We start from the raw sequence: 13,059 nt of genomic DNA, 5'->3' as shown, positions 1-13,059 counted from the left end.
GTCCCAAGTTTGTCACGCTTTGTTGACTAAGTATAAGAGGATGTTTTAAAAGTGTTAGGCGACTAGAAGTCGCTCAGGTGAGTAAGAAATTAAACTTTACAAACATCCTCTAAGGAACCAGGGTTAAACACCCTGTATAAACTAGATACTTCAAGGAGAAAACTCATGAATACGACTCCTGACAAGAAAGATTTGCAACTCGGCGTGAAGACCGAGACCACCACAACATGGCTTGATTGTATTGTGGAAGAACTCGACGAGGCTGCCCAAGCTGCTGTCGTTGGTGGAGGAGGTTCATGGAAAAAATCTGACTACTACTACCCCGGCGATGAGCCTCAAACTTTCGGCTAACCTTCTATCCAGAAACACTCCTGTTGACTTAAGTGTCAACTTGTGAAGCGCTCGTGTCTAGTGATAGGCGCGACGCTTTTTGTCAGAAGGTATTTTCACAGAGTGATCGCGTGTTTGTTTCACAATTCCCCCATCTATAAACTGACCTTTCTAAAAGGATTTACTTAATTAAAATGATATATTTCAAAATGAAGGTCTTGAAACTATTAATAATAAAGAGAGAAAACGTAAATTATTATGAAACACTATGAGTACAGATACCTCTTTTAACAGCAGCGAAGAACCCCACATCTCTCAGCACATACAGAGCTTACAAGAACTGCACCGAGAAGAAATGGAAAGCGTCATTGGGGCGCTGGCACATATTACCAACCTTTCGCCTGAGCAGATTAAACCTCATGTGGACAGTATGCTCAAGCAACTGGTAAAAGAAAATGTTGAACAACGCCCCTTCCATGAAACGGCAACAGCGTCCGAATGGGTAAAAGCTTTCCGTGAATGGGCAGCAAATCACCATCATAACGCACCACCGCTTTCGGAATATGCGCTGAGTCGGGAAAGTATATATGAGGATGACCTACTGTAGTGGCGTATCTTGTAGATACTAATGTGCTCCTGTGTAGCGCAGATCCCCATCATCCCATGTATGGCGCTGCCGTCAATGCGGTTTCTCTGTTGCGAGATCGGGGAGAAAAGCTCTGTGTCGTCCCCCAGAATTTCATTGAGTTTTGGAACGTGTATACCCGTCCTGCACAGAAGAATGGATTGGGGCATACTACAAATGAAGCACAAGAAGAAATCGAACGGTTAAAAGCTTTTTTCTCCCTGCATCTGGATACTGAAAGCATTTATGAGCAGTGGGAGCGGCTTGTCGTGGAGTATCAGGTTAAAGGCGTTAATGTCCACGATACGCGGCTGGTTGCCGCCATGCTGGTTCATGGACTAACCCACATCCTCACATTTAATACAAAAGACTTCAACCGTTACACACCTGTAATCACCTCTGTACACCCGGACTCTGTAACAGCTTAACAGCAAAGCTGGTCAATCCCGGCGCTCTAGCAGTTTCCTGCTTGAGTTGTATACCAGTCGCCAAAGCCGTTAGGACAAGTCGGCGGTAGACGCCTTCAAAGCGCGTATATTGTAAATTGATCAAATTCCTGCGAATTGTCCCAAGTTCGTCACTTTTTTGTCACGCTTTGTTGACTAAGGTGAAAGCTAGGGAGAAACACCCATAAGAAACTAGATACTTCAAGGAGAAAACTCATGAATACGACTCCTGATAAGAAAGATTTGCAACCCACCGTGAAGACTGAGACCACCACAACCTTGTGGAAGAACTGGGTGATAAGGAAGACCAAAAGAACGTTGTCAATAACGATATGTACGCAGTTATGAGAAACTGCATACATAGAGTGAAAGCGAAAATGGTCAACGGTCATCAGGAAGGGACAATGGGGAATTGATATTGCTTCCTGCCTGACTTTACTTGCATGAAGTCAGATAAGATAATTATCCGCCTCAAATTCAGACGATACAATTCTCTCTGAAAAAAGACAATAGAGAATTCGATTCATGCATATTCTCTAAACAGAGAATATGCTCACCGATAAATCAGTCCTAGGGTTTGCAGATTTTGTAAAAAATTAAGAAGCAGTACGCCCGGGTAACAAAAGTTCAAGGGAAACTAGCCCAAACGTACCCAACTTTACTGCCCTTCGATAATCGTCGATGGCACAGTATAAGATTCTTGTGGAGATTCTTGTGGAGATTCTTGTGGAGATTCTTGTGGAGATTCTTGTGGCTGAGGATTGAGGTACTCCTCCCACGCTCTAATTTGTTCTTGTGCAGCACTGTACACAGCAGATGTTCGTGGAATCAGCCTGGCTATCTCAATACCTTTAACCATATCAGACTCTCCCTGAGCACGGGCTATATCCAACAATTGCTGACCCCATTGGTCTATAGCGACATTAGCATCATTGCGTAAGAGGCTACCATCTGGTACTCTATTAGCTAACCTAATTGCCTCTACCAAAGCTTGTGGAGTTCCAGTTATTGCGACTTCCTGCGCTCTCTTCCAGTTTTCTCTAGCACGAATTTGCCCTTGCCATTCATTTATATCGGCTTGCGCTTCACCCGAAAGTGCTCGTCCTGATGCAATTTGCCCAGCTGTTGCAATAGCAGAAGGTAAATCGCCACTGTTTGCCAGTTCCCTTGCCCGATCCAAGTAGGGTTGGTCTTCAATGCGTTGAATCTTTGCCGTCCAATTTCCAATTTTTCTTCGTGCTTCTTGATACAACGCACGACCCCGTCGAATTTGACCTGCCTCTGCGATCGCCGCTTGGAGAGTGTTAACGTCATTAAACATTGCTATCTGGTCAGCACGATCCAAATAAGGACGGTCTTCTATTGTCTGCACTTGAGCAACCCAGTTACCAATTTCTTGTCTTGCTTCTTGTGCGCGCGGGTTATTCTTAGGAATGAGTTGTGCTTCAGCGATCGCTGCTGCTAAATCGTTAATTGAACCCAGGCTTGCTAGCGATCGCGCTTTTTCTAGATGGGCGACATCTTGAATTTCCAGTTGCCAGCTAGCAATAAGTTTTTGTGCTTTTGCATACACTGGTCTTGTTGCCTCTATTTGTTGAGCTTGGGCAATTGCCGCCTCTAAACCGGAAGTTGACCCTAACCATGCGTTCCTTTGGGCTTCAGCTAAGACAATAAAGTCCTCTATTTCCATCTGGTGCCCAGTGCTAGGAGGAATTTTTTGGGCTATGGAAATGGCTTCGTCCGCATCCTTTCCGTCCAGCTTTGCCTGTGCCAACTCCAGCATTTCGCGTCCAAATTTTGGCAGAACTTCCTGAGCTTTTGGATAAACGTAACTGTCTCGCTGAACCGACTCTGCCAGTTGGATGGCTTTGAGGAGATTATTGACTGACCTACTTTCGGCTAAAGTTTTAGCTTTTACTAGCTTATCACCATCTTCTCGCGCACTCACAATCAGACGGTTCAATTGGTCGTATTTAGTCGTTGCCCAATAATTATTATCTATACGCAATAATTTCGCAGCAAGCATAAACGCTTGATGCCATTTCTGTTCACGCATTTGAGCTTCTGCTTTTTTGTAAATGCCTTCGGCGTCCCACCAGGTGGATTGCCATTTGGTAATTTGCGTTTCTACCAATTTATAAGCAGATTCATCTTGAGGAACTTGGCGAGCAGTTGCAATCGCTTCGTCTAGGCTACCAGCCTGGAAACTCTGATCGGCTAATTGCAGAATATCTCGTGACCACTGTTCTATCAAACGGTCAATTTCTTCATGGAGTGGGTGACTTTCTGGCAGTTCCTTCACGAGGGCGATCGCTTGCACAAGGTCTTTCACCGTCTGCTTAGAAGCTGCCAGCTGAGCGCAATGCAACCGCACCGACGCACTAGCCAAGGGCCAGAAAATCGATGGACAGTTTGGCGCAGATGGCAGCTTGAGTAACATTGCTGTTGAAACGAAGGCTATTGCGCCAGGCACCAACGCCAACAATAACGTCCACAACACCCAGCTTTTTGTCCATTTGGGCAATTTCCAAGAACTTGTACTGAGTGATACTGTTTCTTTTGGCTGGTTATCTATAGATATTTCTTCAGAATCAGTTGGTTTTGAGCGTTTCACAGACTTGAAAGTAGAACCACTCGCTTGGACACCAGACGCATGAGTTTCACTAACTTGTTGCTCTCGGGATGTTCTAGTCATATTATCTGGCTCTTTTGGGCTACTTGGTAACCAACTTTCTGGTATGTCCCGCTCTGTCATTTCTCACACCAAAATAATAGAATAGCGATCTGTTATAGCTCCAAACTTTTGTCCTTGCCATAGTAACTTTCTCATAATTGAAAAAGCTACTTCTTACACAATCATATTTCCTCCACAGATACCATGTATTCCCAAAATTAAAATTCTTTTTTTTACTTTAGACCCTTGCCGAAGCCTCTGCTTGCAAATCGACAATAAGTTGAGACAAATCATCTCTGCTTGCCTGATATACTGTACCGCAAAAATCGCACGTTGCCTCAGCGCCATTATCTTTGACAATCATGTCTTCCAGTTCTGCTTCACCTAACATTTTGAGTGCTCCTAGTACCCGGTCAAAGGAACATCGACAGTGGAAACGTAGGATTTGGGTTTCGGGAAACACAACAAGCCCCATATCTCCCAGCAAGTCTTGAAAGATGTCTGTCAAGCATTTACCCGCTTGCAACAAAGGTGTAAACCCTGATAATGCGGCGACCCGTGATTCCAAAGTTTCTACTAGAGCTTCGTCTCTCGCGGCTTTAGGCATCACTTGCACTAGTAACCCTCCTGCAGCCGTTACCCCGCTTGCTCCGACAAACACGCCTAAAACCACAGCCGAAGGAGTTTGTTCGGAAGTGATCAGGTAATGCGCCACATCATCGCCAATTTCACCAGAAACGAGTTCTACCGTACTGGAGTAAGGGTAGCCGTACCCAACATCGCGTACAACGTAAAGAAACCCTTCCCCAACTGCACCACCAACGTCTAGCTTACCTATGTTATTGGGAGGCAGTTCCACAGATGGATTTTCTACGTAGCCGCGTACTGTCCCATCTAGCCCTGCATCTATCAATAGACCACCCAAAGGTCCATCGCCTTTCACCCGGATGTTGACTCTAGACCCAGATCGCTTCATACTAGAAGCCATCAATAAGCCTGCTGTCATAGTTCGACCTAAGGCAGCCGTTGCCACGTAGGAAAGCTTATGTCTAGCCCTTGCTTCTTCTGTTAAGCGTGTGGTAATTGCACCGACTGCACGAATTCCGCCTTCAGCTGCTGTGGCGCGAATTAATTGATCCGCCATGAAAAACCCTTATCAATAATGTCTTACTGAGATTCCCTGCTTTTATGCCTGGGAATGATAGTTATCCTAGTATAACAAAACTTAACTTAAACAGGTGTGTAATGATTGAGTTAGAATGATGCCATGAAGCAAGTGAAGCTAACAATTAAGCTGAAGTTTGTCAACTTAAATAGGGTGAAAGCAGAGATGTTTGCCCAGATGGAACAAGAAAATATCTGTCTGGCAAACAAATTGCTATCTCTTCCCTATATGGAACGGCGTAAAATAACAACAGCAAAGATCAGTAGCACGCTTGCCTCTGCACTCAGCAATCAAACTATTCGGCATACCATTTCTGCTACTGGTAGAGAAGTTAAAAATTACACAAAGCTACCTATTGAAATCAACAAGCAGAATTGGAGCCTACACAAAGTAGGCGATACATACAGTCTGAGTTTTCCTACCATTAAAGGTGTTAAGCGAGTTCCCGTAGAAGTTGCTTCCCCACACTGGCAAACTGTACTAGAGAAAGTACTAGCTAATCAGTGTGACAAAGGTTGCATCAGGCTACTCTACAAGCGCAATGCCTGGTATGCCTATATGAGCGTTACTTTGGAAGTTCCAGAAGTACAATCACAAAACAGAATAGGTGTTGATAGAGGGCAGAATAATTTAGCAGTCGCAGCATCATCTAGAGGTTTTGCCATCTTTTTCTCTGGGCTTTGTGCCAAGCATCGTAGAAGATACTACCAACAGCGTAGGAAGTCTCTACTGCAAGCAAAGAAGTTTAGAGCATTGAAGAAACAAGAAACAAAAGAGCATAGATGGCTTGAGGCGGTTAACCACACTATCAGTCGTAGAATCGTTAGATTCACCCAATTTCTAGATGCGGATGTTGTTTTAGAAGACCTGAAAGGATGTCTCAAGACTACCAACCTATCTGGAAAGACTATGACTGATCTAGGTGATTGGGATAGCCATTGCTTCTGTTCTCTAGAGCAGAAGTTGATATACAAAATTGAGATGGTAGGACGCAAAGTCATTAAAGTTCCTGCTGCCTACACATCAAAAACTTGTTCAACTTGTGGAACCCTAGGTGATAGAAAGAAGCATGATTTTAACTGTCCAAATGGACATTATCATCATGCAGACCATAATGCTGCTGTGAATTTAGCTCGCTGGGTAGGTTTTACTTGTGACCTGAATTTAAAAGAACCACTATCTGCAATGGAAAGTGTCGATTCAGGTTATGCGGTGCTTGGCACTCCGCAGAGTAGGGGAACAGTATACTGTACACCTACTCTCCGTGAATCAGAAATGAGTAGCGGTCACTTAGTGAATACATATCCCTTACGGGATATTGGCTAGAACTAAGAATCCCTTGTGTAAAATGCATGGGAGTGTCAAATATTTAATATTTGTTATTTGTCATTTGTTAGTGGGTAGTGGTTAGTAGTAAATGGCAAGTGGAACAACTAAGTAAGTAGGGGAGAAAAAATTCAACTTTGTAAAGAAAAGTAAAGGGTGGAAACTCGCTGGTAGTAAGCGCTTACTACATACCTTTAATTATTTACACCGACTTACTTATCAACTACCAACTATCAACTACCAACTATCAACTACCAACTATCAACTACCAACTATCAACTACCAACTACCAACTATCAAAAATGCTAGGTAATTTTCAACAAAGCCAACTACGCATAGAAGTGGATGCATCCCTCACTGCAATTCATGACAGTCTGCTGCGTCCTAGAGAACTAGAAAAATGGCTCCCCACAGGTCGCTTTGCTACCGGAATGCCAGAAGAACTGCATCATGGATTCGAGTTTACTACCCGGATCGGACCAGTCTCGATTCATCATCAAGTAGATGTGGCGCGTCCCAACTGCTTACGCTTGTTATTGAGTCAAGGAATAGACGGCTTTCACGAATGGTATTGGGGAGAAGGTTGGGTGCAGTCTCGTCTAGAGGGAGTGTCACTTTTACCCCTGTCGCTGGGACAAACTCTAAATTTGCTGAGTTTGCGTCAGTTTCTGACCACAAAAAGACATTAACCAAAAACAAACCCGGCTTTTTGAAGAAGCCGGGTTTTTATCAAAATTTATCAAAATTTAAGATTGTTACGAGGCATTTTGCATTTGCGCTGTGCGTACCGATAGCTGTTGTGTCCGGTTCCCTCTTTGCACTTTCAACTGCAATTCCTGACCGACACGACTATTTTCTACGATATCAAGCAACTGTGCGCCCTTAGTAATCGATTGTCCATCAACTTGAACAATCACATCTCCCGGACGTATTCCCGCAGCAGCAGCAGGTGAGTTGGGAACCACTTGCCTAACCAAAATGCCATTCATTTCTGGCAACTGAATAGGAGAATTAGGGTTAGAGTTAAACTGCCTTGCCATTTCGGGCGTTAACTCTTCCATTTGCACACCTATGAATGGGTGAGCAATTGTTTCTCCTCGTTCTAGTTTGACTGCGACTGTTTTGGCTTTATCGATGGGAATAGCAAACCCAATACCCATTGCGTCACCACGAATGGCTGTGTTAATCCCAATCACTTCGCCTTGAGCATTCAAGAGTGGTCCACCAGAGTTACCAGGGTTGATAGCGGCGTCAGTTTGAATGAAGTCCAAGCGCTTGTCGGGAATACGAACTTCGGCGCTGGAACGTCTGAGGGTGCTGACAATCCCCAAAGTCACGGTGTTATCCAATCCTAAGGGGTTCCCGACTGCGATCGCCCAGTCACCCACCTGTACACTCGTTGAAGAACCTAAGGGTGCGACTGGTAAATCCCCACCAGCGTTAATTTTGACGACTGCTAAATCAGTGACTTCATCAACGCCTTGTACCTTGCCTTCAAAGCTACGTCCATCCTTGAGGCGAACTGTTACCTTATCAGCCTTATCAACCACATGGGCATTAGTCAGAATTAACCCACTCTTGTCAATAATGAAGCCAGAACCAAGACCGCGTAATTGTTCAGGAGGCAACTGCTGGGAATAACCGTTACCAAAAAACTGCCGGAAAAAGGGGTCATCAAAGAAAGGATCGGCAGCACGTCTGGTAATTGTGCGTTCAGTGTCAATCCTAACGACTGCTGGTCCAACGCGATTCACCGCTGCGGTGACAAAGCTGGTACTACCAATAGCAGCAGTAGCTGGTGATTGCCTCTGGGCAACAAGTTGTGGTGAATCAGCAGTGACAGATGGCGCTGGTTCTGCTTGAGAGGGTGACACTCGCAAGGTGCTAACAGTGAGCACAACTCCTAGAATCACGGCTAGCACATGAGTACTTAGTTGGCGTATTGACCGGGGTAGTTTGGATCGCATAACCACAACCTAATGTTTCAGCCTAATTGTTGCTTAATCGTGAATCTCTCTATAGCTATTTTTGCAGATTTGAGGAGAATCACTGTCCAGTGACGTTCGCTTATTGCTCCAGGTTTCACTCTCTCGCCCTCATCCTCCAAATCAGGTATTACGTAAGTTATTTATCATTTTATTTACTAAATTATCAGAAATATTAGTGTTCTTCCCATCTCCCCACCTCCCCTCACCCCCTCCTCTCTCCTCTAGGCTAGGATCTTATTTACTGGCAGCACCTATATAAAAACCTATGAATGGCTCGAACCGATTAACAAAACAGTCCTTACCTACTTCTAAACACAATCAGGATTTACTCTTTGAGGATACAGACAAAGACAATACACAGCATATTCATAACAATGAAGAGTCGGTTCATCCTCATGTTCATAGCGAAGAATCTTTGCGGCGAATAGTCAATCGGCTTTCGCGTATAGAAGGACACGTTCGTGGCATTAAAACAATGGTGCAGCAAAGTAGCCCTTGTCCTGATGTGTTACTACAAATTGCCGCAGTGCGGGGAGCACTTGATCGGGTGGCAAGAATTGTTCTGGATGAACATTTAACAGAGTGTGTTGCCAGAGCCGCAAAAGAGGGCAATATTGAAGTTGAAATTGAACAACTTAAAGCGGCTTTGGATAGGTTTTTACCTTAGATGCCTTGACGATTGGAAATCGCAACTACACAAACTAAACCCGCCTACGCGGGTTTCAATGAAATTCTTGTTTTGGCTTGTATAACTGGGAATTCCATTTGCTATGGCTAAAATATGATAATTGCCAATTATCAATTTAACTATTCTTTCAATGGTAATCCAACAAAACCACTCATTCTTTTTTTGCACGGATTTATGGGAAACAGCCATGAATTTGATGAAGCAATATCATTACTATCTGATGACTTTTACTGTCTGACAATTGACCTGCCTGGACATGGAGAAACCAAAATTTTGGGTGGTGATGAGTGTTATACAATGTCAAAGGCTGCCCATGCCTTAATCGATTTCCTAAATAATTTAAAAATTGCCAAATGCTTTTTGCTTGGTTATTCAATGGGAGGGAGATTAGCTTTATACCTCGCCTTACATTTTCCGCACCGTTTTTCTAAAATTGTTTTGGAATCAGCGTCTCCTGGTTTATTAACAGAAGCAGAACGAATAGAACGAGTTAAACGTGATGAGCAAATAGCCAGGAAACTAGAAAGAAGTGTTGATAGAAATGATTTTGCTAATTTTCTCGCTAACTGGTATAGTCAAGCGATTTTTGGCTCTATCAAAAATCATCCCCAATTTCAGCGCCTGATAGAAGTTCGTTTGCAAAATAATCCGATTGAGTTGGCAAAGTCTCTGCGATTAATGGGAACTGGATGTCAACCTTCTTTGTGGGAAAAACTGAAAGTGAATACAAATACTTTGCTTTTACTAGTTGGTGAAGATGATGAAAAATTTATAGTAATCAATACAAAAATTGCTCAAATGTGTGAATTGTGTCAGCTAAAAGTCATTAGTCATTCAGGACATAATATTCATTTTGAAAAGGTCAAGGCATTTGTTGAAAATGCCAGATTATTTTTGATTTAGGTAGATCCTTACACTGATTTTCCAGCTGTCTTTAATTCCTCTAGCAAAATTTTCTGATAAATTTGAGGTAAAGAACGACTCACAGAATTTGTTTCTATACCATATCCCAAACTTGTCCACGTAGGAGACAAGCGCCGCAAAACTTCTTGTAACTTTCCTTGACGCAGCAGTTGAGAAATATCAGTTCCCCAAAATTGAGAATCATTTAGCCAACGGTAAACCACTGCATCTTGATACTCTGGTTCAAAACTATAAGAAACCCAAAACATAAATCGTTCTGGGTTTGGGTGATAGCGACGAGTTAGAGTATACCAAGTAGTATTAATAATTTGATATCTACCAGCGGCTGTTGAACAATTTCCCTTGTTGGGACCTGTGACAATGGTGATGCATATCTCAGGATGGCGGCTAAAGTTGTCAAAGTGCCGTCCGCCATACAAAACTGAATAAGGACGGTTACTACTCGCTTCACTCGCTGAGATAGTCCGCATTAAAGCACGGATATAAGGGTCTCCCCCTTTCATGACCAAGGGTGGCTGATTGTTGCGAAAGATAGGATCGCTATAAAATCTGAAATTGCCAAATATATACCACTGCAACAGACATACGAAGCCAAGAAGCGCGGCTATTGGCCCTATGAGTTGTTCAACGCCGCCTTTGCGTTCTAAGCCTTTCTTCAGAGTCCGACTCCTTACAGTTACCTGCTATTGTCATCAAAATATAACAACAGTCTTCGACGCACTCATTCAGGAAATTTCACAAAATTAGTCGTGAGTCAAAAGTCATGAGTTATTTGACTCTTGACTTTTGACTTAGGGCTTAACTTAAGCCACGTTAGCAAAGAGTTGTCCAAAGCTTTTTGCGGGAGCGTTTTCCTTAGCAACAATCTCTACTATTTTATTTTTTGCCGCTGGCTCAAACAGCGCCTCAACACAAACTTGGGCGACTTTTTGCCGGGGGATGCTGCCCTCAAACAATGTATCAGCACTTTGCATCACAATTGAGTTGGAGTTATCTTCATTTTTTAAACCACCAGGTCGCACAATCGTATAGTTCAGACCGCTTTTCTGGATGTACTCCTCAGCTTGCTTTTTCCAATACAAAATCAGCCAGAACAAGTTTAGGGGATGGAAAAACTGAGAAGTCGCCAAAGAAGAAACTAAGACAAAATGCTCTATTCCTTTAGCCTTTGCCGCATCGACCAAATTTTTAGTCCCTTCATAATCTACTTTATATGGTCCGGTCGGGTCAAAACTTGGTTTTGCGCCAGTGGCACACAGTAAAACTGTGCTATCACCCAAAGCAGCAGATAGGCTTTCTGATTTTAACACATCCCCTGTGACCAATTCGACATCAGCCCCCAGAATACTCCTTGCTTGCTCTATATCCCTGACCAAAGCACGAACGGGAATATTGCGCGCTCTCAGTTCTTGCACTATCCTGCGACCTGTTTCACCTGTTGCCCCTGCTACTAATGCTTTCATGATTAACGCTATCCTGGAAAATTAGTATCTGTTTTTTAGTTTTCTATTTTAGAGATTATGTACAGATTAGATGAACTGCATGACAGATGATTGAGATTTCCGTCAAAATGAAGATTTAGTACGAAACTTAGTACCTCCGAAGGGAATTATTAATTTAGATAAACGTTTTCACTATAGAAGAACGCTTTTATGATTTCAAAAAACCCAGATTATCAGTCTTTTGACACAACTGAAGCACTCTTGTCCGTGACATCGACGCTAGAAGAAGCTGGGGAAATAACCCAAGAAGCAACTGTAGGCACAGCAACAAGGTTTTACGGTCGTTATAGCGACTATATGGAAATGTATGCTGCAGCCCGAAGCGTTGCAGAATATCTCAATAATCACGCCTCATGGTTTTCGCGCTGTGCTGATCCCATGAAGGTGGAACCGTTGGGGAACAATGGCTATGCCTTAGTCATCGGTCGTTTCGGTTCTTTTGGTTACGAAGTCGAACCAAAAATTGGTTTAGAACTATTACCGCCAGAGGAAGGAGTCTATCGCATCCGCACTATCCCGATTCCTGACTATCACGCTCCTGGTTATGATGTGGATTATCGGGCTTCAATGCAATTGTCAGAAAATGCGGTAAACGGTTCTGCCATCTGCTTGGGTGAAATGACACGGGTGGAGTGGGAATTGGATTTGACTGTTTCGATTCACTTTCCCAGGTTTATTCAACGATTACCCAAGTCTCTGGTTCACTCTACAGGCGATCGCCTACTTAACCAAATTGTCCGCCAAGTTTCCCGCCGCTTGACCTGCAAAGTCCAGGAAGATTTTCATCAATCTTTTGGCATACCTTTTCCAGTCAATTCTAAGAAAAAGCGCTGAGTCATGAGTCATGAGTCATTAGCTAATGACTCATGACTATTAACTATGCTTGACTAAGAATTTTTTGAACAATTTGCACGCCACTAAGAGCTTGCAAAACAAAAAGACCTACAAGCACGAAATTCAACACAATATGAGTTATGCGCGCCCAATTTGCCCCTTTTTGCATAAAAGGCGACAGGGAAGCAGAAAAGGCAATCAGACTTGTCATACCAAGTCCTCCTAGTAAGTGAGGCCCAACAAACAACTTACCATTATTGATATAGGTGACTGCCATACCACCAATAGCACCTGCCACCATGAAAGCCAAGAGTATAGAGCCGATTTGGTGATGTTTGACGTTGTATCTACCTTTTATTAATTCTTTCTTTTCCTCACCCTGAGCATTTCTGGTACGTTGGACTTGCAGCCCTAGATACCCAGCATATAAGGAAAGTAGTAATAGCGCCCACATCATGGTTGGGTGAAAAAAGTTTAACCAATATTTAACTGATGGTGAAAGTTCCAGACTCATAGCTGTTGCCCCTATTCTTAAGTCTTCATAAAAATTAGCATAA

The 13,059-nt window shown here is 43.3% G+C and carries 14 protein-coding genes; 8 read left to right on the top strand and 6 right to left on the bottom strand.

Annotation, left to right across the window (positions count from 1 at the left end; translation table 11 throughout):
• Positions 1-165: 165 nt before the first annotated feature.
• From MAS10914_RS0111445 to MAS10914_RS0111435, 3 genes are all read left to right on the top strand, one after another.
• Complete coding sequence (locus tag MAS10914_RS0111445; RefSeq protein ID WP_017316071.1) at positions 166-351, top strand: hypothetical protein; 186 nt, start codon at positions 166-168, stop codon at positions 349-351.
• A gap of 247 nt (positions 352-598) precedes the next feature.
• Entirely contained in the window at positions 599-937 is a 339-nt protein-coding gene (locus tag MAS10914_RS0111440) for a hypothetical protein (protein WP_017316070.1), read from the top strand.
• Entirely contained in the window at positions 937-1,383 is a 447-nt protein-coding gene (locus tag MAS10914_RS0111435) for a type II toxin-antitoxin system VapC family toxin (protein ID WP_017316069.1), read from the top strand. The genes MAS10914_RS0111440 and MAS10914_RS0111435 overlap by 1 nt, the downstream gene beginning before the upstream one ends.
• Before the next feature lie 676 nt (positions 1,384-2,059).
• On the opposite strand, the gene MAS10914_RS0111425 is transcribed toward MAS10914_RS0111435, so the two are convergent.
• On the bottom strand, positions 2,060-4,156 hold the full coding sequence (locus MAS10914_RS0111425) for a hypothetical protein (RefSeq protein ID WP_017316067.1): 2,097 nt from the start codon (positions 4,154-4,156) through the stop codon (positions 2,060-2,062).
• A 157-nt stretch (positions 4,157-4,313) separates the two neighbouring features.
• Positions 4,314-5,219, bottom strand: coding sequence for an Hsp33 family molecular chaperone HslO (gene hslO, locus MAS10914_RS0111420; protein ID WP_017316066.1), 906 nt, complete (start codon positions 5,217-5,219; stop codon positions 4,314-4,316).
• A 123-nt stretch (positions 5,220-5,342) separates the two neighbouring features.
• On the opposite strand from hslO, the gene MAS10914_RS0111415 reads away from it, so the two are divergent.
• Together MAS10914_RS0111415 and MAS10914_RS0111410 are read left to right on the top strand one after the other, a co-directional pair.
• The gene (locus tag MAS10914_RS0111415; RefSeq protein WP_017316065.1) at positions 5,343-6,566 is read left to right on the top strand and encodes an RNA-guided endonuclease TnpB family protein; all 1,224 of its coding nucleotides are present in this window, start codon (positions 5,343-5,345) and stop codon (positions 6,564-6,566) included.
• A gap of 302 nt (positions 6,567-6,868) precedes the next feature.
• Positions 6,869-7,255 (top strand): hypothetical protein, encoded by a 387-nt coding sequence (locus tag MAS10914_RS0111410; RefSeq protein ID WP_017316064.1) that lies wholly within the window; start codon positions 6,869-6,871, stop codon positions 7,253-7,255.
• A 66-nt stretch (positions 7,256-7,321) separates the two neighbouring features.
• On the opposite strand, the gene MAS10914_RS0111405 is transcribed toward MAS10914_RS0111410, so the two are convergent.
• Positions 7,322-8,533: an HhoA/HhoB/HtrA family serine endopeptidase gene (locus MAS10914_RS0111405; RefSeq protein WP_017316063.1), complete on the bottom strand. Its 1,212-nt coding sequence runs from the start codon at positions 8,531-8,533 to the stop codon at positions 7,322-7,324.
• 286 nt (positions 8,534-8,819) lie between these two features.
• On the opposite strand from MAS10914_RS0111405, the gene MAS10914_RS0111400 reads away from it, so the two are divergent.
• Positions 8,820-9,221 carry a metal-sensing transcriptional repressor gene (locus tag MAS10914_RS0111400; protein ID WP_017316062.1) on the top strand — a complete coding sequence of 134 codons (402 nt, stop codon included), beginning with the start codon at positions 8,820-8,822 and terminating at the stop codon, positions 9,219-9,221.
• Between the two features lie 114 nt (positions 9,222-9,335).
• Complete coding sequence (menH, locus tag MAS10914_RS0111395; protein ID WP_017316061.1) at positions 9,336-10,145, top strand: 2-succinyl-6-hydroxy-2,4-cyclohexadiene-1-carboxylate synthase; 810 nt, start codon at positions 9,336-9,338, stop codon at positions 10,143-10,145.
• A gap of 8 nt (positions 10,146-10,153) precedes the next feature.
• Here menH and MAS10914_RS0111390 read toward each other — a convergent pair whose 3' ends face one another.
• Both MAS10914_RS0111390 and MAS10914_RS0111385 read right to left on the bottom strand, forming a co-directional pair.
• Positions 10,154-10,783 (bottom strand): glycoside hydrolase family 24 protein, encoded by a 630-nt coding sequence (locus tag MAS10914_RS0111390; protein ID WP_198015036.1) that lies wholly within the window; start codon positions 10,781-10,783, stop codon positions 10,154-10,156.
• 186 nt (positions 10,784-10,969) lie between these two features.
• Positions 10,970-11,629, bottom strand: a complete 660-nt coding sequence (locus MAS10914_RS0111385; RefSeq protein ID WP_017316059.1) for an NAD(P)H-binding protein — start codon at positions 11,627-11,629, stop codon at positions 10,970-10,972.
• A gap of 189 nt (positions 11,630-11,818) precedes the next feature.
• Here MAS10914_RS0111385 and MAS10914_RS0111380 point away from each other — a divergent pair, with 189 nt between their 5' ends.
• Positions 11,819-12,502: a DUF1997 domain-containing protein gene (locus tag MAS10914_RS0111380; protein ID WP_017316058.1), complete on the top strand. Its 684-nt coding sequence runs from the start codon at positions 11,819-11,821 to the stop codon at positions 12,500-12,502.
• 43 nt (positions 12,503-12,545) lie between these two features.
• On the opposite strand, the gene MAS10914_RS0111375 is transcribed toward MAS10914_RS0111380, so the two are convergent.
• Positions 12,546-13,016, bottom strand: coding sequence for a DUF4079 domain-containing protein (locus MAS10914_RS0111375; protein ID WP_017316057.1), 471 nt, complete (start codon positions 13,014-13,016; stop codon positions 12,546-12,548).
• Positions 13,017-13,059 lie beyond the last annotated feature (43 nt).

Origin of the sequence: Mastigocladopsis repens PCC 10914, assembly GCF_000315565.1 — a bacterium.
Lineage (GTDB): Bacteria > Cyanobacteriota > Cyanobacteriia > Cyanobacteriales > Nostocaceae > Mastigocladopsis > Mastigocladopsis repens.
Note: the sequence above shows the minus strand (reverse complement) of the source record. Positions and strands in the feature narration are given on the sequence as shown.